Genomic DNA, 22,057 nt, shown 5'->3' with positions numbered 1-22,057 from the left:
CATGACTTTCAAATCAATACAAAGATAACCCTAATAAAAAAAGAGTTGCTCTTATAAAAGAACAACTCTTTCTTTGCATTATGCATATGGATCATCTTCTAAATCATTTAGTTTATTCCATGATGTATTTTCTTCTTTATCATTGGATTCCCCAGGATTCGTTATTTCTTGACTTGTTTCGATATGAGTTTGATCTGAAACAGGTGTATGAACAGCTTTTGAACCTTCATCATGTTTAATTGGTAAAGGTTGTGTTTCATTATCCAATGCAAATGTATATTTACGTGGTAAAATTTCCGCTACATCCGTATTACCAATTTGTTTATGAAGTTGTTGCGCCGCATACAAAAAGAACATTGTAAGATCACTTTGTTTGTTAATAAAATCGATCATTTCTGGTGAAATGTCTTTTTTAATATAGACATTTGCTCTATCACCAGCTTTGTATATTTTACGAGCCATTATTTTTCACCGACAGGAGCAAGCGCTTTTTCTTTTAATTCTTCAAATCTTGGAGAGCATGTGTACACAAGTAATCCGCGTGCATTTACGAAAAGTGGGTCTTTTAAGAAAATAACATTTGTTAAACGTCCTTTTTGTTCTAAAATTTGCTGTAGGCTTTCTTTTACAATTGCGGCACCGCCACCATAAATGAATACATACGGATCATCTTTCATATCATCAATTTTATTAATAATATCAGTTGCAATTCGATTTGCTAAACCTAATAACGCGCCACGTGATGCCTCTTTTAAACGAATATGACGAGGGTGTTCAGAATCAAGATAAATCGCATTAAATTCAGCAATACTGTCTATTGTCTTTTGTTTATTGTTTAAGTTCCAAACCTTGATAATATCAAGTAAAGTTTCTTTAACTCCATATGGTAAACCACGACTCATTTTATGTTTAAAGCTAACACCATGAGAAACAACTTCTTCTGTCGTACCAGCACCAATATCGAAAGATAATATTGTTTTGTCAACAAAGTCTATTTCTGTGGTTTTATCTTCTGTAGTTTCTACTTTTCTTTTAATTGTTTTACCTTTTTCATCATAAACGATTCCCCATGAACCCGCCGCGCCTTCTGGTAAACACTTGCAAAATTCAACTTGAATATTAACTACTACTTCACGTCCGCTTGGGTGGTGGAATTTCACCGTATGATGATTCATATAACGTTCTACAAACTCTTGTGCTGTTTGAGGTGTGATTGTTGCGACAGGTAATGCAACAGATAGATCATAAGTCACATCAATTTTATTTTTATTTGGGTGTTTCTTCATAGCACTAATTGCTAAACCAGCTAATGTAACAAGTAGCACAAGATCATCTTTCGATTTATCCGATTTCTTTTCCATTTCAATACCTTTAATGTTTTCATCAATCACTTTTTGACCAATGATATAACGCATATTGTTTGCTTTTAAGGTAGGTGATGAAATTGTAACATCAATGTTGTTTTCTAATTCTTCAATAGAAATATCCTCATCACTCAAAATGTTCGTTGCTTCTCCAATGTGATGTGAATAAATACTTGGTATGAATAAAGGATCAAGACCTAATACATTTAACTTTAAACCACTGTTTCCCGCGTCTGCACCAGCTTTAAGAATTGCCATATATAAAAACCTCCTAAAGATTATTTTTTATTGATTAACTTAATTCCATTATATGCTAAACTCTCCTAAAAAGTCAATACAATTACACACAAATTAATACAATTTAATACAAGTCAATACAAAATTATCAGTAAAAATCCATAAAAATCATTAAAATACAAGTATTTTTCATATTGATTCGTGTTCACTTGTATTCATTTGTATTGACTTTTATTGATTTTCATATAATTTAATTATTTTTAGATCGTGGGGCCGATTGTCTTTTTGAAATAATCCACCTGTTACCTATTTTTTTTGCTTTTACTTCTCCCGCGGCACATAAATTTTTAATTGTTCCTGGTGGCATATCCCACTTTTCGGCGGCTTCTTCAACGCCCATGACTTCTTCTAATGGGTCGCTATCATCATTATTGTAATTAATCACTAATAAACGTAAGGTTTCGCCAGGGGCACTTGTTTTTTTTAGAAATTGCTCCCAGACATCGTCTGGAAGCCTAAATTTTCTTTGCATAAAATCCCTTCCTTTCAACTTCACAATGATATTGCTTTGCAAGCTCATCCGCATATTTTAAAGCCAGGTGACGTTCTCTACCTGTAAACATTTTTTCATGTTTGTAAAAACCGTACACCCGTTCACTTTCTATATAATCTGTACTGACGTTTGGTCGCATTTCTAGTTGTACATGATATTTCACATGATTTGTAGAATAATCTCTTCTTCTAACGAGTGTCACAACGCTTTTAAATTCAGTATTTGCAACATTTTGAGCATGTTCATATATATCCATTTGATAATTTTTAAGTTTTTTTATTATTTCTTCTAATCTTTCTATATCTCGATCAACCATGTCACTATAACTTTTTAATCTTTTCATATCGTATATGTGCTTAAATTTTTCACAATTTGCATTTACATACATGCGGGCATCTCCTTTTTTGAGAAAGATAAGAGGGGAAATCCCCTCTTATGCTTCAAGTTTTGGCTTGTTTTTCTTGATACGTTTCACTTCGTGCATTGTGCGAATTTCATCGAGTGAGAAGTCTTTGCTATGAAACTTCTTATACTCTCCTTCATACCAGTACCAAGCCTTTTTCTTAGATGCCCATTTAAACCCTAACTCTTTTAATTCAGTTTTCAAAGAATAAGTGTTTCCTGTTACCCAAATCCAAGTCCCGATGATTTCAATTTCAATATCGTATTTGATAAGTTCGTCTATGATGTTTTGGTATGCTCCATTGTTTTGTGTTCCAGAGTTACTATGTAGTTGCTCAAAAAGTCTGTCATACTCTTTCTTTAATGCAATAAAATCTTCATGTTTCCCGCCACAATCGGGATGGTGTTTCTTTGCTAGTTTTTTATATTGCTTTTTCAGTTCCTCTAAGGTAGTGACGCTTTGAAAGAATTTCATGGTCAACAGCTCCTTTTTAGTATTTCAATGCGCTAGCGCATTTCTTAATTATATTTTATCATGCGCTAACGCACAAAACAAGCATTTTTTTACTTATTTTGAATTTTTTAGAAACTATTTTTAGTGTTAAAAAACAGCATAAAAAAAGCCCTAGTTTTGCTGGAACCAGTGCTTTTTTATGCTTATATAAAACTCTTTTCATTGCTGTTTATTCCAGAATTGAACGTATCTATGTAGGGCCTCAACGCTTTTTAATCCCAAAAACGCTTTAATTTCAATGGGTTTCATGTCATTTTGTAGCCCATTTAATATAAAACGGTTCCGTAGCATAGTAGGGGTTATATGGATTTCAGCGCGTTTCGCTTCTTTCTGTAACATACGTTGTACAGCGATTCTAGTTAAAGCGGCGGGTTGATCTTTTTCATAGTCCCATCGGAATGTTTGCGGGCCAAAATCAAACGCCACAAAAAAGGGATCGCCCGTTTGTTGGCGTGGTCTTACAAGGTTAGGAATCTTGTTGTAATACGATAAGGCAAGTTTTACATGTTCTTTTGAAAGGGTAATGGATCGTTTGTGGGCGTGTAGCCCTCCTGGGGTAATCGTATTCGTCCCAAAGTGTATATCATGCATGGATAGTGTGAGAATGTCCTGGATAGATAGCCCATAATCTAACATGAAGTGGATCAATAAAAGGTTACGTTCTAGAATAAACTTTCGTCCTGACGCCTGGTAGTCGGTTAACCCGTTATAACTACGCATGACGCGGAATAGCTTTGTAATTTCTTTGTCTGATGCAAAGTGTTTAGAAGTCAGTCCAGGAGGGGAGACATCACTTTTTAAATCCTGGGCGGCGCCATGAAATTGTAAAAAGTTTATTAGAATGCCTCGTACACGCTTCACATTAGAAATCGACGCTCTACGTTCCTTTTTAAGCGCTTTTAAATATCTATCTAATGTATTTGTATCAAAAGAACGAAAAAACGCTTCTGGAGTCAATTTGACGCATTTCTGTACCCAAGATGTAAAAAGTGTGAGATCGTAGCGATATTGTTTAACTGTGGATGATTTACGGCCATGTTTTAACAGATCAGAAAGGAAAACATCAACAGAAAGTTCCCAAGTCATTTTTATATACTCCTTTGTCCTAAAAATTGTGTACCGCAATTATATGCGAAAACCACATAAACAAGCAATAGGGGATTCTAGGGCGTGAGGTTTTTTTGAGGGGGCTTGTGTGGGATGCCATAGCCGAGACATTGCGGGGCTATGCGGAGACATATGAGCCTGGCTAGACAGGTCGTGAGGTTGTGATATAGGGGGATATACAGATGTGTTGGAATGAGCGGAAGGCGAATGATGGGCCGATGTTGAGGGAGGACAATATGCGAGGAATGGGAATGGCCGCCGCCCCGCCTACGTAGTTTTTTGAAAATCTGCCTGTCAACGGAATCTGATTCATAGCTGAATCAAGATACCCTTAACAGGAGAGCTTCGTTTTTCTTTTTCTTTATGTATGTAGAATAAAGCTAGTGTTTGTGTACATTAACCTTAATTTGCACTTATGCCGAAATGATGCCGCGTTTCATCATGTATACATTACATAGACATCATATTCGCATCACTTTGGCATAACATAAACATCAGTATTATTGCAGTATGCATGGATAGAATTAGGATTGATAATAGATACACAATTATCATGATATGCAGGAAAAGAAACGAATAAAGATACTAATTATTAATGTGTTTGTTCGGAAATAGGATGAGCAACTGAAATACTGTAGATTTATATATTAAGTGAAGAGAAGATTTTTATTTTGATATTTTGATCAATTTTTGAATGATATGTAGAAGTTTATAAAAAAAAGAAACTCCCGATATAGGAAACTCCTTATAATTAAATCTTGTTTTTTAAAAATTAAAAGCATTAAATACATTAGGATTTGTTTTTGCTCAATGAGCCTTACTCTTACAAGGGATTAGAGAATTCTTCTTATTTAATTACTGATTTAAAAGCAGGTTCAATTTGAGTTTAAATTTATAGTGGATTTGTTGTGAAAAACGCCCTTAATTTATAAAAGTATAATAGATTGATAATATGTTTAATCTATTAAAATAAAGAATGGCATGACAAAAAGCCTTGTTAGATATGAATTTTTTGAACAAGGCTATAAAACAATTATTTTTTTGTGAAAAACGAGATTTACGCGTTTGGATCAAGCATCTTTTTGAATAAATCTAACGGGATTGTACTCTTATTTGATTTTCTCAATCCTATATTTCTTATGTTTTCTTGCGCTTGTTGCTGTCTACGCTTCCTATTTGCAGTTAACTGTTTTGTATAGATTGTTACGAAATGTGCAGGCGTACTTTCTTGTGATTTGTTTATCTCAAAAAACTGTACACAATCCTCAAAAGTCTTTCTTGCTTCCCAATCTACGTCTGGCGGCATACGCAATGCGATTGTATAAGCATCTTTTTCAGTAATATTTGTATCTTTACTTATGATATACATATAGAGTTTCTTTTGATCTTCACTCATAAACTCATCCATTTCGCGGAATCGTAGTTCTAACTTTTCACCCAAATCAGGGGGATTCATTGGCTGTTTTTCTTCTACTTCTTCATTTGAAGGAGCAACAGAATCCAATATGTCTATTCCCTGGCATGTAGGCACAATTGGCTTTTCGGCTTGTTCTGTAGATTGCTCCTGTTTTTTACTTAGTTTTTTAGATAGAAACTTTGTAAATGTAGAAAACATATCAATTGAAAACGCCCATTTTTGCTTAAAGTATTCAATGATTTTTAAATAATTGGTATTGAGGCTTAATATGTAAATAGATGGTGCATTCTTACCATGACGTCTTGTTTTGATTTGATGGCATACCTCGAGGTCCTCTAACCACTTCAGAATAAAGTTGATAATTGGTACAGAGATACCCGATTTTTCACTAATTTGAGTTTGTCGCATTTGAGAGTATCCTTCTTGTACTAGGTAAGATAAAACAACTTCCAATGCCTGATAGCGGCGTGGTGTTTGTATGAAGAAATCTTTAGTGGTTTTACCTTCTGTCTCTTTAAGAATCAGATCAATAGCTTTAATTACTTTTTGTACTGTTTTATTAATAGCACCTCGCGGAACATGAACCAGGTGTGGACTTAATTCTCGTTTTGCTCTACTCAGCAAAAAGTTATTTAGTAGCATGAAAAAACCTCCTATTTTTCCCACCTAAAATAAACAGAAAAATGCTGGAAAAACAGAGGTTCTATATTCACATTACATATACAATATGGTATAATTTCAGTATCAAGTATGATACTAAAAAAAATCATATAAATTTTTTATGTGAATGAACCCTGTTAGGGAGCTTTTATCTGGTGTCGTCGCCAAACTTCAGCCAGATAAAAGCTCGAGGTGGGTTTATTTTTTTTGTTGTTATATTTGTATTGTAAAACGTTCCTCACAAAATATCAATAAAAGATGAATAAAACCTATTCGAAATTCCAATAAAAATTTAAAGAATTTTCAGAATTTTCAGTATATATTTTTTCAACCAGGTTGACGAAGATTCGTAATATTCTAAAATAAAAAACATGAAGATATGTTAAAATTTTGTAAAGGGCTAATAGGGTTTAGTGAGGAGGAATTGTCACTATGAACGAGATCATTACAAAAGAATTTACAATGAAACATCTTATGGATGAAATATCGCAAAAAATAAACGAAAAATATACATTACGTAAAATAGCTAAATTATCGGGGGTAAGTAGAGAGAAAATAACTAGGGCAATAGAATGTAAAAATAAATATGAAATGAAATTAGACAGCTTTTTAAAAGTTGTTAGTATTTTATATGATAATTTAGAAGTAAGGCGTCAAAAAATTAATACCTTTATACTCTTAGTAAAAAGCCCTTTGAACATTAGGAAAGCCTTGTGTTATTCGCATGTTTCTGGTGATTATGAGATTATAGATGGATTAATAAAAAAACATATTAATACCGATAGTGTGAGTCAGTACCTGTTAATCTATGATTTATTTAATCGAAGAAATAAAAATGAAATTAAGGGGCAAAAAATAGTTGATGAAATTAAAACTTTAAAAATTTCTTCTAACGCAGAGTGTCAAGCGTTATCAAATTTGCTTTATACTGTGGCTATGTATGATGAGGATGAATCAAATGCAGTTGCTCCCTTTGCAAAAGACGCGGAAAAATTTATAAAAGACATTAAACAGACATATATAAAAGATCATTTATATATGCAATATAGAGAAAGGCTTGCTTATATATATTTATTGAGTGACAAAATTGATAAATGTAGAGAAGTCTGTGAATCGATCATAAAATCAGACTTAGAAATTCCGATGATTAAGGCTGTTGCAAAAGGGTGTTTAGGAGAGAGTTACATATATGAGGACCCTTTGAGGGCAGAAATGCACATGGAATCAGCTTTGGAGCTTCTTGATAATATCCATGTCCCTAGAAAGTCTCAAAAATATTTTGCTTTTAAAACAACATTGGCACATCTGTATATCGAAAATAATTTTAATCTTCATAAGATTGATTTTGATTATATTCATATTGGTGAACACGCTCATTATGAATGTATACATGGAGATCGAGAAAAAGGGCTTGCAATGTATAAAATTTTGGAACAAAATGGATTTAGTGCACATCAATTATATTCTTATTCAAAAGTAGTTGGAGACATACAAGGTTTAAAAGAGGCATTAATATCTTTTGAAAGATCTGGAAACTTGTTTTATGCTAGAGGTGTGAAACAAGCGCTATTGAAAAGCGAGGTGAATTTAGTTGACTAAATATTTAATGTGCATGTTACTTATCTTAGGGATTTCAGTAACTTCTTTACATGACGAACCTGTTCAAAAGTTTGCTAAGGTTCAAGATAATCCCTCTTTAACTACATCTTATATGATGGTAGACCCTGGGACTGGTTGAGTTTAAATTTAAAAAACTGAATTTTGAAATGATTAGACGCTACTTATTGTAGCGTCTTTCGTACTTTTTAGGGGGTGGTGCGATTTTTGATTCTGTAAAAAAAATACACCACCTTGACGCTGATTCTTAAATTATAAGAAAAGGACGTGGCATTGTCATGGAATTAAATATTCAATGGTTAGAGCAAAATGTTAAGAATAATTGTGGTACAACTGATGTATACACTATTTTCAACCTATATATGGATTTAATCCAAATATGTAAACAAGAAAGTACAAGGGAAAATATAGAAAAGACAGGCTAATTTAAACATAATTATTTTAACTAAACTTATTTGATCTTTTTTTGAGATTTAAATTCATTCATATAGGCGATCAATTTTTTCTCTAATTCGGCTCTATGCTCATCTGGAACACTTATGTATGTTTCAAATAAATTTTTAGATAAGCGCGAAATGAGCTTTAATGTATCTTCATCCCTAACGGCCGCTTCTGGATTCAATAAATCATTTATACTTACTTTATAGTATGAAGCTATATTATTGAGCGTGGAAATATCAGGTTCTCTAAATCCATTTTCCCAGCCAGCATAGGTACTATAGGGAGTATTTAATTCTTCGGCGATTTTTTTGCGACTTAGTCCCTTTAATGATCTTAGTCTTTTTAAGTTTTCTTCAAGTGGTTTTAGTATATCTTTTTTTTCTAGATTTTTTATCATATCTAGTTTTTGATTTTGTATCTCTATAGAATCTGATGAAATTATTTGTGTATTAACTAATTCATCAATAAGAAGGTCATAGTAAATAGAAAACTTTTTTAAAGATAGCAAATCGGGTTCCCTTAAATCATTTTCCCAATTGTTATAAGCATAATAAGAGATATTAATTTTGGAAGCTAGCTCTTTTTGAGTTAGCTTTTGTGAGTTTCTGAGATGTTTAAGGTTTTGTCCTAGAAATGTATTGGTCATAATTAAACTCCTTTGCATGGATTTTAAAACAAAATTGCGTTTTTGAATAAAATTTATTCGTTTTGTGTTGACTTTCGGCTTTAAGCCGAATACAATGTAATTAAGGGAAGGGAGGGTGAAAAAATGCTAGCGTCACATGAAAACAAAACCGTTGTACGAGAATACAGGGAATCCAAAGGTTTAAGTATTAAGGAAGTTTCCAAAGGCGCTAAGATTCCGATCGGCACATTATATGATGTTGAAATTGGAAGAAGGAGTCTGAAAGACAATAAAGCTAAAAAAATAGCTGATTTCCTTGAAGTTCCGATCGAGAAACTTTTCAGACCAACATATTATCGTGCAATACCCATCACAGAATGAATAAAAATCATGTTATTGATTACATCTATCTAAGTGTATTGTAAATGAAATTCGGCTAAAAGACGAAATAATTATGACTAAAGTATATTGTTCTATATTTAGAAAATTAAAATTCTAAATATTCTGTCCTTTGAAAACTGAATAATCCTAAAGGAGCTGTAAAAAATGGTTTTGAAACGATCGCATCAAACACTACTACTCTTTACGAGTGTACTTTTATTCGTTATGAGCTTCTTGATTCCACTGAATCAAGCCAGTGCGGAGGTAATCAATCGAGAAAGGTATCAGATGGATTGGGCCTATAGTCCGCAGTATGGGAAAGATGTTCGTACAGAGTTTCTAAAGAACGCGAGTGGTCAAATTGCGTATTGCCTAGTATACGGTTTAAAATCCCCAAATGGAGAGGATTTACCCGAAGCGGGCAAAACAGATGATGTATCCTATCGCGTCTTAATGAATGGGTACCCACAGAAAACACCAGAAAATTTAGGTGTTGCCAATTGGAAAGAGGCCCATTATGCAACGCAATTAGCTCTTTGGAATGCACTTGGCCAAATTTCCGTTGATGAATTACAGTTCAAGAATGCGGCTGTTGAAAAAGCGGCAAAGAACATTATTCATGCGGCAAATCAAAGCCAGGATACACAAGATGTCTGGATGAATGTCATTCCAACGGATAAACAAGAAGCACAATTAAACGGTGAATATTTTGAAACAACAACATACAACGTTCAAACAAATGCAAAAAAAGGTACATTCCACGTAGAAATGAACAATGCACCACAAGGCACACGTATTGTCACAGAACAAGGTGAAGCAAAAGAAACGTTCCAACTAGGAGAAAAGTTCCGTATTCAAGTACCAAAATCCTCTAAGAGTAGTGAACTATCTCTAAAAGTCGTTTCAAATCTAACAAATGTTCATGCAGTCGTATATAAAGGAACAAGTACGATTCAAGATGCAACTGTACTATTAGAGCGCAGTACAGAACAGGTAAGCACAGACTTACAAGTATTCTGGAAAGCAAATGGCGCCTTAAAAGTGATGAAAGTGGATGAAAACAAAAAGCCGCTACCAGGCGCAGTATTTGAAATCGCAAACAGCAATCAACAAGTTATGGGAACGATTACAGCTGATAAAAACGGTATCGCTGAAATGGGTAACTTAGAACTTGGCACATACACTGTAAAAGAAGTGAAAGCACCTGTTGGATATGTGTTAGACGCTACACCAAAGCCTTTTGAAGTAAAAACAGGTGAAGTTGCTGTTGTAGAAATGAAAAATGTACAAATCAAAGGAAATATTGAAATTAAAAAGATCAGTGACACAGGCAAGATTCTCCCAGGCGTTGAATTTACAGTATTTACGCCAGAAGGAAAGGCAGTCACAAAAGTAACAACAGATCAAGAAGGAATTGCGAAAGTACATTCTCTTCCGTTTGGAAAGTATTACTTCCAGGAAACGAAAGGATTAGAAGGTTACTTATTAAATCAAACAAAGTATCCATTTGAAGTAAAAGAGCATAATCAAACACTTACGTTTGAAGTGAAAAACGATCAAGTAAAAGGAAATGTACAGCTCTTAAAAGTAGATGAAGACGGAAAAACGAAATTAGAAGGTGCTGTTTTTATCCTAGCTGATGAAAAAGGTAAGAAAATCAGTGAGCATAAGACAGACAAAAACGGGTTAATCAAAATTGATAATATCCCATTCGGAAAGTACCAATTCATTGAAAAGACATCACCAGCGGGCTATGTACTGGTAAAAGAGCCGATTCCGTTTAGCATCACTGAAAAAGGGAAAACAATTGAGCTAGTTGCAAAGAATACGAAGATTAGAGGATCAATTGAAATTACAAAAGTAGACGTAGCCGATGGAAACAACAAGTTACCAGGTGCAGAGTTTACAATCTATAACGAGCAAGGCCAGGAAGTCGTGAAAGGGAAAACGAACGAACAAGGCGTTGCGAAGTTCGATAAACTACCAGCAGGAAAGTACACATACAAAGAAACACTTGCACCACAAGGTTATGTGTCACATGAAGAAACATTCTCTTTTGAAATTAAAACGGATGGTGAAATTATTAAACACACCGTAAAAAACAAAAAGATTGAAGGTAGCTTAGAAATTACAAAAGTAGACGTAGCCGATGGAAACAACAAGTTACCAGGTGCAGAGTTTACAATCTATAACGAGCAAGGCCAGGAAGTTGTAAAAGGAAAAACAAATGAACAAGGCATTGCAAAGTTTGAAAAATTACCAGCTGGTAAATACACATATAAAGAGACATTTGCACCAGAGGGATACTTAATCAATGAAGAAACATTCTCCTTTGAAATTAAAACAGATGGTGAGATTATCAAACATGTTGTAGCAGATCAGAAAAAAGAAGTTCCACCAACACCAGAAACGCCACAACCAGAGCAACCGGAACAACCACAGCCAGAACAACCAAAACCACAACCAGAGAAGCCACAAACGCCACAGGTCATTGAAAAACCTGTACCAACACCAGAGAAACCACAACACATTGTAAAACAACCACAACCGATGAAAGAACAACCTAAGAAAGTAGAAAGCCATTTACCAACAACAGGCGGCAAAGCTGAAAATCCATATTGGAAATGGATTGGTGTTACATTTGTCGTTCTTGGAAGCATCCTAGCTGTTTACGCATTTAGAAAACGTAAGAATCAAGAAGTGTAAAACACTCTCAACTGATAAGGGAGGGCGGGATCATGTGCATATTTGATGTACATTATCAAATCAATAATAGGAAATATACGAAATCATATTTACTTGCATTGGTGGAAGATGGGTTTCAGTTGCGAAAAAATATCCAACATGTTCTATTCAAAGAGCACCAACAAGAAATTAAGATTCTTTCTACAGATTTAGAGGAATTAGATTTAATAGCTTGATAAAAAATTGATACGAATGGAAAGGTGAGATTGCTATGTGTGGAACATTTATTGGAAGAAGTGCACAAATCCCAGCATTTATAAAACCAAAATGGTATGACATGAGTAAGTCAAATTCCATTGTCATAGAGAATGAAGGGAACAAAATGAATCCTCAATTTGTATTTGGGGAAGAAAATAGAAATATCCTGGTACGAGGTGGAACAGGAAAAGGAAAAACAGGTTTGATGAAGCAACTTCTTACCCTTGTCATGGCGGATAATCAACAAGCGACTGTCTTAGATGGGGATGGAGAGTATAAAGAATACGAAAAAATGGGTGCTCAGATTATCACCTTTACATCAAAAGATTCTTTTCTAAGCAAAACCGAGATAGAAACATGCAAACAATCGGATGTCGTTATCATAGATGAAGGATTAAGGTTGTATTCCAATAATCCAGAGGGATTCATCAATCTTTTAGAAGAGCTAGAGGAACTGAATGTAAGAGTTTTTGTGAGTTTTCAAGCGATACCAGAAGAGTTATTGCACAGATTTGATGTGTATTTAGAATTAGACCCACTCATCGCTTAAAACTATACAATATTTCTATTTAACGATATAGAATGATAAAACAATACAGGAGGTTTTCTAATGAAACCAATTAAGCATATGCGAAGTAAACGCGGTTTTTATATTGGTCGAGTTCCACATACAACACATACACCTTCAACAAATAAGCGTACAGAAGAATGGACGGGAAGAATGGGAAAGAGCATGATTTTCTCTTCCCTCTTAGTCACATTAGACCCCTATAAAAAAGCGCACAAATCATAATATTCATGGGAGGACATTCTTTCACTGAATATCCTCCCCACTTAAAAGGAGGAAGCAAGATGGGAAAACAAGCGTATCAAAATCGTCAAGAATGCTGGGAAACGTTCTGGAAAGAACAAGTAACGGTAGATGGTGAATTAGATATCGAACAAGTGAAGCAAGAACTCTTCAACTATAAAACACTCTTAGATCAAATTAATCAACCTCAAAACGGGATCATGCAACCTCAAATCTTGATTCAATTAGCCGCAGAAGAACACACAGAAAAGCATCGTGAAAAGTTATTCGCCCTTGCATAAGGCCATTTCAAGGATAGAAAGGAAGTGAAGAAGTGGCGCACAGCAAGCTCGACAAAGAAATTGAAAATTTCATAGAAAAGAACTGGAAAATGCTTTTAGGTATAGGAGCTGTTGCATTTGTCTGGTTTTCTAAAGAAAAAATCCTCACAGAATTGATGAAGCTGGTGCCAACTGTAGTCGGTGTGTTTCGTGGGATTGCTTTATTGATCCTGTTGGGAATTGTCATACGGATTGTCTTACATGGCATCTATTTATATCTAGAAAAGAAGCGGTATCGATACGTATTATTCATTCCGCACATAGATGATGAAGTCACACCAGATAAACTAGGACAAATGATTCGGCATGTACATGGTTCGGGCCGAAAGCCTTTAGAACGCCTGTTAAAAGGGCGCGATTGGTACCGCATGACGATGTATCGTCCAGAGGGAGAAAACGAGCGTGTTCGCTTTTATGTAGGTGGTCCAGAAGATAAAATCAAACAGGTTGTGCAAGCGATACAAAGCGCCTATACCCACAGTGAAATTTATACTGTCCCAAAGGAAGAAATGCCATTTCCAACAAGGAAAGCGGTAGGAGGACGGATGGTATTAAAGAGAAAGCGGCTAGATGCCACGTTATCACTAGCACGCTATACACGTGATGTATTACCGATGTTAGGAAGTGCAATGGAAGAAAAGACATGGGTTGATGTTGCTTTTACACCAGATAACGGGTATCAGCTGACAAAAGGGATTCGAAAAGCAGAAAAAGCCATTCGAAAGAAGAAAAAGCATGGGCTAGATGCCTTTGAAAAAGAAGAGATTCGCGCATTAAATAAACGGTTTGCAAAAAATGAAGTAGCGTTTCAAGTATCTGTTTCATTTGCAAGTGACCACTATCCTGGTGTACCTGTCATCAAGAACTTAGGGCATATGGTAGCAAGTATTATGGCCGATGTGAATGAGCTGAGATACAGAAGGCTCCGACGCAGCATGCCAGCTGTACCACATCCCGTATACGGGAAAATGATCTGGACGGGATCAGAGCTATTAAACTTGTTTCATCTTCCTAACGTAACAGGGGATAAAAACAGCAAGACAGAGCGCAACATTTTGTATCTAGATAAAGGGGAAAACATGATACCAAATGATTTATTGGCCGAAGGCATTTCAATTGGCCATGTGATGCATCCCTATATTAAGGATCGATTAGTAAAAATTCGAGAAGACTTTTTCAAAAATCATGGTTACATTACGGGGAAAGTTGGGTCTGGTAAAAGCACCATTGCCATGAGGTTGATGCAAAGTGTCATTGATAAATGGTTAGAAAATCCGAATGAAGCGGGCGGATTGTCTCTATTTGATCCAACAGAAGATTTAGCGTATGTAGCAATGAATCGACTCTTAAAAGCGGAAAAGGATGGGAAACAAGTTGATTGGAGTAAAGTTCATTTTATCCGTTTTCGAAATACAGATCATCCACCAGCCTTGAATTTGTTTCATCGCTTTCCAAATGAAGATATCCAAACAGTGGTTGAATCCATTATGGAAATGATTAAGTTAATGATTCAAGGGCAAGCACAACAAACCGAAAGATTACTAAGAGCGATTATTGGGACGTTACTTTGTGATAAGAGTCAAATTCACACGATTTTAAGTATCCCACTCTTCATATCTGACGAACTGTTTCGAGCAAATGTAATTGCCAATTTACAAGGGCCGGAACAAAAATATTACTCTCACTTTTGGAAATATGAAGTGGGAAGCGCGTTAGAAGACAGCACACAAGCGATTTTAAACCGATTAGATATCTTCCGTAATACGTTGTATTTAAAGCGTATGTACGGGCAAACAGGCTTCTCCTTAGAAATTCGGAAGTGGATGGATGAAGGACACCTTATCTTTTATGATTTAGCGGGCATGGGAAAAGAAGATACATTGCTTACAGTCGGTTACATTTGTAACCAATATCACCGTATCGCTCAACAGCGGCCGCATGGTTCAAAACTACATTTAGGCGTGATAGATGAAGCCCATGACGTGCCAGTACCCGTTCTACCGAAAATCATCGCAAAGGATCGGAAGCATGGATTTGGATTATGGGTGATTACCCAGCAAGTGTCGGGACAGTTAGACAGAGAGCTAACAGACATGTTAACAGAGGCGGGCGGAAATTACTTTGTATGTAGGCAAGGTCATAATTCCGCAAAAACGTTAGAAGGCATTATGCAAAAGCAATTCCGTACAGAGTATTTGCAAAACCTTCCTAACTTAGTTGTAGCGATTCAAACACAAGATTATATCAGAGGTGAAGCAAAAAATGTATGGTGTACCATACGAGTTCCACCATTAGACCGATATCTACCAAATGGAAAAGCGGCGAATTATAAAAACGAAAAAGAAATTCATGCATCAAATGAATGGACCAGAGCAAAGATTCATTCTTTAGAGCAACAAAATGGGAAAGCAGGATTAGAAATCGACAAGGAAATTGATGAGTTTCTATATGGAAAAGGCAAGTATCAACAAGCCGAAAAAGTCAATTTAACCAAAGAAGAACCTGTTGTGACATCGGGGTTTGATGAGTTAGAAAAGAAATTATCTTCTAATGAAGAGGTGAAAGAACCTGTTTTAGAAACAGAGCCAGTCGAACCCGCACACCAAGCGCAAATTATCCCATTCCGAAAACAAGCTACGACAACAATAGAAGTAAAGAAAGAAGATAAGACAGTAAAAGAGCCTGTTACAACAATCGAAATAGAAAATGTAGAAATAAAAGAGGATACACCGCAAGAAGTGAGCATTTTCGATAGTTGGGAAAAGGAGTAAGGGGCATGGGAAACATTTTATTTCAAATTTCAGATGAACAACTACTCATGAGCTTGCATACACACATCTACTTGGATATTGAGTACATTCATCAAAAGGTGTATGTGGATTATACAAAAAAATCTGTAACAAATCGTTTATATAAGCTAGAGCAAGCGGGCTATATCCGTTACGAGTATTTACCTGTTACATCATCGAGAAATCAGAAACGAAAAGTTGCGAAACCTCAACGCATTTATACATTAACACCAAAAGGAGTTGAAATGGTTCGTGGATTTCGAGGGGAAGTGCATTGGAAAAATAGTTGGTCCAAACGCTCGGCATCCTTTGTATATCACAGTTTAATGTTAGCGAAAATTGAATGTGCCATGACATTAATATCGAAGCAAGAAGAAAGATTGGAACTAAAGGAATGGATCAACGAACCGCGGGCCACATTTCAATATGCAAAAGGAAAAAGTCGTGTCATACGCCCAGATGGAGTTGCAGTGATTGGGTTAAAAGAAGAGATCGATAAAAACATTGGTGTATTTATGGAAATGGAACGTTCTTACGGATCAAAAGAAGTATTAGAAAAAAAGATTATCCGTTATAACGATTTCATGGCACAAGAAGGAAAAGCGGCAGAGTATCGGACGCATATTGGTATGGGTTATGAAATATTACAATGGCGCCTGGTATTTATCGCGGGTAGTGAAAGTAGAGAAAAAGAATTGATTCGATATTTAAAAGGGGTAAGTAGTCCAGAAATACCAGTGTTTATCACACTGTTTCAAGATATATTGCAAGACCCATTCGGTAACATTTATCGCAATATTCAGAATCCGAATAAGAAAGTGAGGCTGTAAAAATGTGTTTCGGTTTATTTTATCGATAAGCGCCAGTATTTTTCTGTTAATTGTCTTTTCAGATTGGTTATTTGAAAGAGTACCAGGATCAAGAGAAGCCTGGGAAGTGGTGAAAAGTAAAGTGGTGGAAATTTACTATACGCAAGGATGGGAAGGCGTGTTACTTCTCTTCCTGGTGGTAGTGGGAATATGGAAGATGGCCGATAGTCGATCATAAGGGGGAGATAAACGATGTTTACACATAAAAACACTTATGAAAGAGGAAGTTTAGAAGAAACTGAAGTTCAATTTCTAGCAGAAATCTATGAGGGAATGGGTTGTGAGGAAATACATGAGATTTGTTTATCTCAAACAGATGTATATATGCAAAAGTTTTATCTGATGGAAAATGGAAAAATTATCGAAATAGAAATCGGATTAGATACAAATGAATTGGAATGGAAGTGCGATGGGATAGAGCTTACAAAAGAAAAAGCAATGTTAGAAATTGAACATGAAATCAGCTGTTATGACATGTTCCAGCAAGCACGGATAGACAAAGGGTGGATGTTTAAAGAAAAGGCAAACAAGTTTCTTACAGTTTTAAGAGAAAAGGAGAGTGCATGATGGACGAATTGGAAGGTTTAGAGTTTGTAAGGGCGTTTCGGGCTACAGATGGGGCGTCCTTTGAAGTGGGGAAGCATGAAGACAAACGGTATGTGGTGCATGCTAGATTCCCATATATCACAGGCAGTCAAACGAAACTCAACAATTTTATCAATTATGCAAGAAATGAAATACAAGATGAATCAACCGCGGTTGGCATGGCTTCATTCGCTTGTGATTGCTACGAACGATCTTTACGCCAGTACCGAAATTGAAAGGGGGATGAATATGCTTCAAAAGGTGAAACAGTGGTTTGCAAAAACATTTGAAAGTAAACAAGGGAAGGCAAGGAAAGCAAAAAGGCTTCCTTCATATAAAGGCCGCTTAATTGGGAAATGGACCTTTTGGCTCCTGTTTTGTTGGATGCTGATTGTATCCATTACAACCGTAGTAAAAGGAAAGGGAGATACACAAGCAAAAGCCAGTACCATTCCAAAAGAAGTCACGCAAAAACAAAACCTTGCCTCGCGTCCAGAAGCGATTGAATTTGCGCGCGGATTTGCAAAAGAATACTTTACATGGCAAAGAGGGGATGAAGGCAAGAAGAAGCGTTCAGAGCGCTTACAACTCTATATACCGAAAACACTTGATCCACAAGTCGGTTTGGATTTTGCAAGTATCCAATGGGATTCCCATTTTCTATACGCAACTGTATTAAAAGTAGATGAGATCACAGATAAAGAAGCAAACGTAATTTTTAAAGTGAGATACAAATTAAGCCGCATGAAGGCAGATAATAGCGGTCCAGAGGATAAGGAGGTGATCCAGCAAGTGTCGGTTCCTGTTCAATCAGATGGAAAGGCTTTTGTCATTAGTGGATTCCCTCAAATTGTCAAGGTAAATGAAAAAGCAGAAGTACCAGAAGGAAAAGAAGAGAAAGACCGAGAGGAAGTCCATGAACTCGCTGTCAAAGAAGATATTCGAGAATTTCTACCCACTTTCTTTAAATCCTATACCACCGCAACACAAAAAGAACTCGCGTATGTGTTAGCTAATACGGATATTAAAGGGTTAGAAGGAGCCATGAAATTTGAAAATGTACTTTCCTCTAAGATTTATCCAGGAAAAACAAAAGGCACGTATGAGGTACAAACAGAGGTATCTATGATTGATCCGCATTCTGAAACGAAAATGAAAACAGGTTACACGTTGTTTGTCAAACAAGATGGAAAGCAATGGATTGTAAAAGATTTAAAAACAAAATAGGAGAGGGGCATGTATATGTTTAGTATAAATCATTTTGTGTTAGGAATCGGTCTGGAAGGATTTTTCGAAATGATGAAGACACAAGGAACATACGCGTTATATTGTGCGTTTATCATTGTTATCTTGATCGTAGCGGCAAAGCGCGCATGGGGAAAAGCGATCACGTTAATTGTTGGCGGCGGGATTGTCGTATTCTTCATTAACAAACCAGATGCATTAAAAACAATCGGAACGTGGTTAGGCGGATTGTTTGGCGTCTAAGTAAGGGATGGAAAGGAAGGGAGCTACATGAAGGAAAAAGAATCAAAATCTATCATTGTCTATTGTTTCGGAAGCTATATGAACTATATGCGAAGACAGTACGAAATTATGGGGTATCGTCTTCCGCGTGCGGTTACATGGAGGGCACTTGGTTATTTTGCGGCGGTAGAAGCGGGGCTTGTAGCCTTCCGCTTCCTTCCTCCCTTTAAATGGATATTTGGGGATATGATCGATCAAGTTTGGCTCATGTATTATGGTGTGATTCCTCTTTTCCTCGTATGGGGTGCAGATAAATATAAAACAGATGGAAAATCACTTTTCTCTTTTGTTCGGTCCTGGATCACATTTCGTTTACGTAAACATCAAAGCAGTCGATTAGTGAATTTGCCCAAATTTAAAAAACATGTGTTTTATGGTCATGTATGTGTACAACATGATGTAAAAGATTTACCAATCGTACATGTATCCAGTGAAGAAGAAGAGAACGACATACACGCTTATGATTTAACATTTTTACCCCAAAAGGAGGAAGTTGAATATGTTGAAAACGATGAACAGACCACCATTAAAGCACGTTGAAAAGAATTTAGCGTTTAGTATAGATGGAAAAGTATCCGCAGTATATGAAATAGACGGTTTTGAATACGATCATCAAGACGAAAGTACGAAAAAAGTATACTATCGTAATCAACTCGGTCTTTTTACCCATCAAGAATATGATATCCACTTGCTTGTGATTCCTCGTACAACAAATTCAGATGAAATTCTGGATGAACATATTTCCACTTTAAAAGGGCCAATGGCACCAACAGGACGCTTTCTTTTCAAAAAGGTAAAAGAATACTTACGAAATGCGGCCATTGCGAAAGAGAACATGGAATATCGCTTTTTCGTTTTAGTACAACTGAACATGGAACAGAAAGAAAGACAAATTCGTAACCCTGTCGTAGAAACATGGAAGTTTATGAAGAAGGTAAGAGAAGGCTTTGCAGAGACAGCTCAAAATATATCGGGTATGAATGTGACGGATATTTTAGAAGAAGAAATCGAAAATTATTTGGAAATAGAGGATGTACTATTTGGTCAAGTCAGAGGGGCGTTTCCGAATACACGTCGTGCGAAACCAGCTACGACTCGCTTTGTATTCCATCATAATTTCACACGTGGTATGAAAGAACTGAATCGGAATCAAAACTGGAAAGTAGGTTCTACGGTTACGTTGCAAAATGAAGAAGGAAAGGCGGTAAAAGTACGCCGTCCAGATTTACAAGAAATGGTCCAATTAACAGATACGGTAATCGATGAAAGCCCAGGGCGTTCTCTTATCCTTGAAAGACAAAATGAAGAAGGAGAAATCGAAACCTCTCATGTTGCTTTTCTTGCGGTGAAAGATATGCCCGAAATATCAGCCTTTCCTGGTGGAGAGTGGATTTATCGCATTCAATCTCATTCGTTAAAGTTTCCTGTTGAAATGAGTATTCGAGCGTATCACTTAGAAAATCAGATGGTCACACAAAAACTTTCAAACAGTGAACTGGAATTAAACGATCAACGTCAACAAGCAATGGTGGGCGGTCGTACAACAGATTTAACAATTGATCGTAAAGCAAGGGGCGTCAAAATTGTAAAAGATCGATTTGAAACAACGGGGGCACCTGGATATGAACTAAGTGTACTGTTTTGCGTATATGCCGAAGATGCGAAAACATTAAAATCACGTGTTAATACGCTCATTACAGAATATCGCAAAATGAAAATTGAATTGGTCAATCCATATGGAGAACAGTTATCGTACTTCTACGAGTTCTTGCCAGGTTCAAAGCGTTATAATACGGATTTCAAATTGTTTGTGGAGCCAGGTGTACTTGCAATGGGCATGTTCGGGGCCACAACGCAAATTGGTGACAATCAAGGGTTTTACATTGGAAAGACAAAGAAATTAAATCGTCCTGTTTTTGTTCGTCCAGAACTCGCGGCGAAAGCATTAGATAACATTGTAACAGCGTTTGAGAGTTTATCAGTTATGTTTGCGGGGCAAACAGGGAAAGGAAAATCCTTCTTAATGAATTTACTCGCTTTCTGGATTGTGATGAGTGGGGGAAGGGCATTTATAATCGACCCCAAAGGGGACCGCACACGATGGCCAGAATTATTGCCAGGGTTCAATGAGGATACCTTGCAAGTATGGACGCTTGGGAAGGATAAAAAGGATGCGGGCTGTTTAGACCCATTCCGAATAAGCGCAACAATAGAGGATGCGAAGAGTTTAGCACTTGAAATTTTAACGTTCCTATCGGATGTAGGGTTAGAGGATATCCGATATGACTATTTATATAAAGCTATTGAACGAGTGGCAGAAAAAGAAGATGCATGTTTAACTTTGGTTCGTAAAGAGCTAGAGGAAATGAAGAAAGAACCTAACTTATTGCCAACTGAATTAGAACGGTTAAACGCTCTTACAAATCGTTTAGCAACCTTAGAAGGCATCCAGTTAGGAGATTTATTGTTTGGTAAACAAGGTCAAGATTACCGTGTATTAAGCCTAGAACGTCCATTACAAGTATTACAAATTCAACATTTACGCATTCCGAAATCAGAGGAAAAGAATGAAAGTGTTACAGACAAATTATCTCGTAGTATCTTAATTGCATTAGCGGCATTTGGTAAATCCTTAATGCATTCCGATCGTAGTATTTTCAAAGTGTACCTACAAGATGAAGCATCAAGTATTTTGAAAAATAAAGAGGGTGCGGCGTCTTCTGACAAAATCATTCGAGAAGGACGTTATCACAATATCGGCTTGTATTTAGGAACACAAAATGCATCCGATTATCAATCAGAAAACAAAGAGGTTGCAAATGTGGGTATGAAGTTCTGTTTTGCACTGAAATACGATAAGGAAGCGGAAGAAATGTTGCGTTACTATAACTTACC

General features: G+C 36.2%; 25 protein-coding genes. 17 read left to right on the top strand and 8 right to left on the bottom strand.

What is annotated here, in order from left to right; all coding sequences use genetic code 11:
- Positions 1 to 78: 78 nt before the first annotated feature.
- The 7 genes from AU379_RS16935 to AU379_RS16905 form a co-directional block, all read right to left on the bottom strand.
- On the bottom strand, positions 79 to 462 hold the full coding sequence (locus AU379_RS16935; RefSeq protein WP_061139536.1) for a hypothetical protein: 384 nt from the start codon (positions 460 to 462) through the stop codon (positions 79 to 81).
- Positions 462 to 1,622: a ParM/StbA family protein gene (locus AU379_RS16930; RefSeq protein WP_061139535.1), complete on the bottom strand. Its 1,161-nt coding sequence runs from the start codon at positions 1,620 to 1,622 to the stop codon at positions 462 to 464. The genes AU379_RS16935 and AU379_RS16930 overlap by 1 nt, the downstream gene beginning before the upstream one ends.
- A gap of 229 nt (positions 1,623 to 1,851) precedes the next feature.
- Positions 1,852 to 2,133 carry a helix-turn-helix domain-containing protein gene (locus AU379_RS16925; RefSeq protein ID WP_001189040.1) on the bottom strand — a complete coding sequence of 94 codons (282 nt, stop codon included), beginning with the start codon at positions 2,131 to 2,133 and terminating at the stop codon, positions 1,852 to 1,854.
- On the bottom strand, positions 2,117 to 2,542 hold the full coding sequence (locus tag AU379_RS16920) for a hypothetical protein (RefSeq protein ID WP_061139534.1): 426 nt from the start codon (positions 2,540 to 2,542) through the stop codon (positions 2,117 to 2,119). Before AU379_RS16920 ends, AU379_RS16925 begins: the two co-directional genes overlap by 17 nt.
- 45 nt (positions 2,543 to 2,587) lie before the next feature.
- Positions 2,588 to 3,031: a hypothetical protein gene (locus tag AU379_RS16915; RefSeq protein WP_000667966.1), complete on the bottom strand. Its 444-nt coding sequence runs from the start codon at positions 3,029 to 3,031 to the stop codon at positions 2,588 to 2,590.
- Positions 3,032 to 3,229: 198 nt separating this feature from the next.
- A complete protein-coding gene (locus tag AU379_RS16910) occupies positions 3,230 to 4,156 on the bottom strand; it encodes a site-specific integrase (protein WP_061139533.1) in 927 nt (308 codons plus the stop codon).
- 1,078 nt (positions 4,157 to 5,234) lie between these two features.
- Positions 5,235 to 6,236 (bottom strand): hypothetical protein, encoded by a 1,002-nt coding sequence (locus AU379_RS16905; protein ID WP_061139532.1) that lies wholly within the window; start codon positions 6,234 to 6,236, stop codon positions 5,235 to 5,237.
- Between the two features lie 450 nt (positions 6,237 to 6,686).
- Here AU379_RS16905 and AU379_RS16900 point away from each other — a divergent pair, with 450 nt between their 5' ends.
- Positions 6,687 to 7,853 (top strand): AimR family lysis-lysogeny pheromone receptor, encoded by a 1,167-nt coding sequence (locus AU379_RS16900; RefSeq protein ID WP_061139531.1) that lies wholly within the window; start codon positions 6,687 to 6,689, stop codon positions 7,851 to 7,853.
- Entirely contained in the window at positions 7,846 to 7,992 is a 147-nt protein-coding gene (locus AU379_RS30625; protein ID WP_000170514.1) for a hypothetical protein, read from the top strand. Before AU379_RS16900 ends, AU379_RS30625 begins: the two co-directional genes overlap by 8 nt.
- Before the next feature lie 330 nt (positions 7,993 to 8,322).
- On the opposite strand, the gene AU379_RS16895 is transcribed toward AU379_RS30625, so the two are convergent.
- Complete coding sequence (locus tag AU379_RS16895) at positions 8,323 to 8,958, bottom strand: helix-turn-helix transcriptional regulator (protein WP_000185547.1); 636 nt, start codon at positions 8,956 to 8,958, stop codon at positions 8,323 to 8,325.
- A gap of 123 nt (positions 8,959 to 9,081) precedes the next feature.
- Between AU379_RS16895 and AU379_RS16890 the strand changes: the two genes are divergently transcribed.
- From AU379_RS16890 to AU379_RS16820, 15 genes are all read left to right on the top strand, one after another.
- Entirely contained in the window at positions 9,082 to 9,318 is a 237-nt protein-coding gene (locus AU379_RS16890) for a helix-turn-helix domain-containing protein (RefSeq protein WP_000881199.1), read from the top strand.
- Between the two features lie 165 nt (positions 9,319 to 9,483).
- Complete coding sequence (locus tag AU379_RS16885) at positions 9,484 to 12,024, top strand: SpaA isopeptide-forming pilin-related protein (RefSeq protein WP_061139530.1); 2,541 nt, start codon at positions 9,484 to 9,486, stop codon at positions 12,022 to 12,024.
- A gap of 32 nt (positions 12,025 to 12,056) precedes the next feature.
- Positions 12,057 to 12,239 (top strand): hypothetical protein, encoded by a 183-nt coding sequence (locus tag AU379_RS16880; protein WP_061139529.1) that lies wholly within the window; start codon positions 12,057 to 12,059, stop codon positions 12,237 to 12,239.
- A gap of 35 nt (positions 12,240 to 12,274) precedes the next feature.
- Positions 12,275 to 12,811: a type IV secretion system DNA-binding domain-containing protein gene (locus tag AU379_RS16875; protein WP_061139528.1), complete on the top strand. Its 537-nt coding sequence runs from the start codon at positions 12,275 to 12,277 to the stop codon at positions 12,809 to 12,811.
- Positions 12,812 to 12,871: 60 nt separating this feature from the next.
- On the top strand, positions 12,872 to 13,054 hold the full coding sequence (locus AU379_RS16870) for a hypothetical protein (RefSeq protein WP_000802604.1): 183 nt from the start codon (positions 12,872 to 12,874) through the stop codon (positions 13,052 to 13,054).
- 59 nt (positions 13,055 to 13,113) lie between these two features.
- Positions 13,114 to 13,353: a hypothetical protein gene (locus AU379_RS16865; RefSeq protein WP_061139527.1), complete on the top strand. Its 240-nt coding sequence runs from the start codon at positions 13,114 to 13,116 to the stop codon at positions 13,351 to 13,353.
- A gap of 32 nt (positions 13,354 to 13,385) precedes the next feature.
- Entirely contained in the window at positions 13,386 to 16,163 is a 2,778-nt protein-coding gene (locus AU379_RS16860; protein ID WP_061139526.1) for a hypothetical protein, read from the top strand.
- 5 nt (positions 16,164 to 16,168) lie between these two features.
- Positions 16,169 to 17,011: a replication-relaxation family protein gene (locus tag AU379_RS16855; protein WP_061139525.1), complete on the top strand. Its 843-nt coding sequence runs from the start codon at positions 16,169 to 16,171 to the stop codon at positions 17,009 to 17,011.
- A gap of 4 nt (positions 17,012 to 17,015) precedes the next feature.
- Entirely contained in the window at positions 17,016 to 17,228 is a 213-nt protein-coding gene (locus AU379_RS31240) for a hypothetical protein (RefSeq protein ID WP_000488217.1), read from the top strand.
- Positions 17,229 to 17,242: 14 nt separating this feature from the next.
- The gene (locus AU379_RS16845) at positions 17,243 to 17,617 is read left to right on the top strand and encodes a hypothetical protein (protein WP_061139524.1); all 375 of its coding nucleotides are present in this window, start codon (positions 17,243 to 17,245) and stop codon (positions 17,615 to 17,617) included.
- On the top strand, positions 17,614 to 17,871 hold the full coding sequence (locus AU379_RS31235) for a hypothetical protein (protein ID WP_061139523.1): 258 nt from the start codon (positions 17,614 to 17,616) through the stop codon (positions 17,869 to 17,871). Before AU379_RS16845 ends, AU379_RS31235 begins: the two co-directional genes overlap by 4 nt.
- 13 nt (positions 17,872 to 17,884) lie before the next feature.
- Positions 17,885 to 18,862 (top strand): conjugal transfer protein, encoded by a 978-nt coding sequence (locus AU379_RS16835; protein WP_061139522.1) that lies wholly within the window; start codon positions 17,885 to 17,887, stop codon positions 18,860 to 18,862.
- Between the two features lie 9 nt (positions 18,863 to 18,871).
- Positions 18,872 to 19,123: a TcpD family membrane protein gene (locus AU379_RS16830; RefSeq protein ID WP_061139521.1), complete on the top strand. Its 252-nt coding sequence runs from the start codon at positions 18,872 to 18,874 to the stop codon at positions 19,121 to 19,123.
- 27 nt (positions 19,124 to 19,150) lie between these two features.
- The gene (locus AU379_RS16825) at positions 19,151 to 19,702 is read left to right on the top strand and encodes a TcpE family conjugal transfer membrane protein (protein ID WP_061139520.1); all 552 of its coding nucleotides are present in this window, start codon (positions 19,151 to 19,153) and stop codon (positions 19,700 to 19,702) included.
- A partial coding sequence (locus AU379_RS16820) for an ATP-binding protein (RefSeq protein WP_061139519.1) occupies positions 19,662 to 22,057 on the top strand: 2,396 nt, incomplete at its 3' end. The genes AU379_RS16825 and AU379_RS16820, both read left to right, overlap by 41 nt.

It is taken from the genome of Bacillus sp. JH7, assembly GCF_001563515.1.
Lineage (GTDB): Bacteria > Bacillota > Bacilli > Bacillales > Bacillaceae_G > Bacillus_A > Bacillus_A cereus.
Note: the sequence above shows the minus strand (reverse complement) of the source record. Positions and strands in the feature narration are given on the sequence as shown.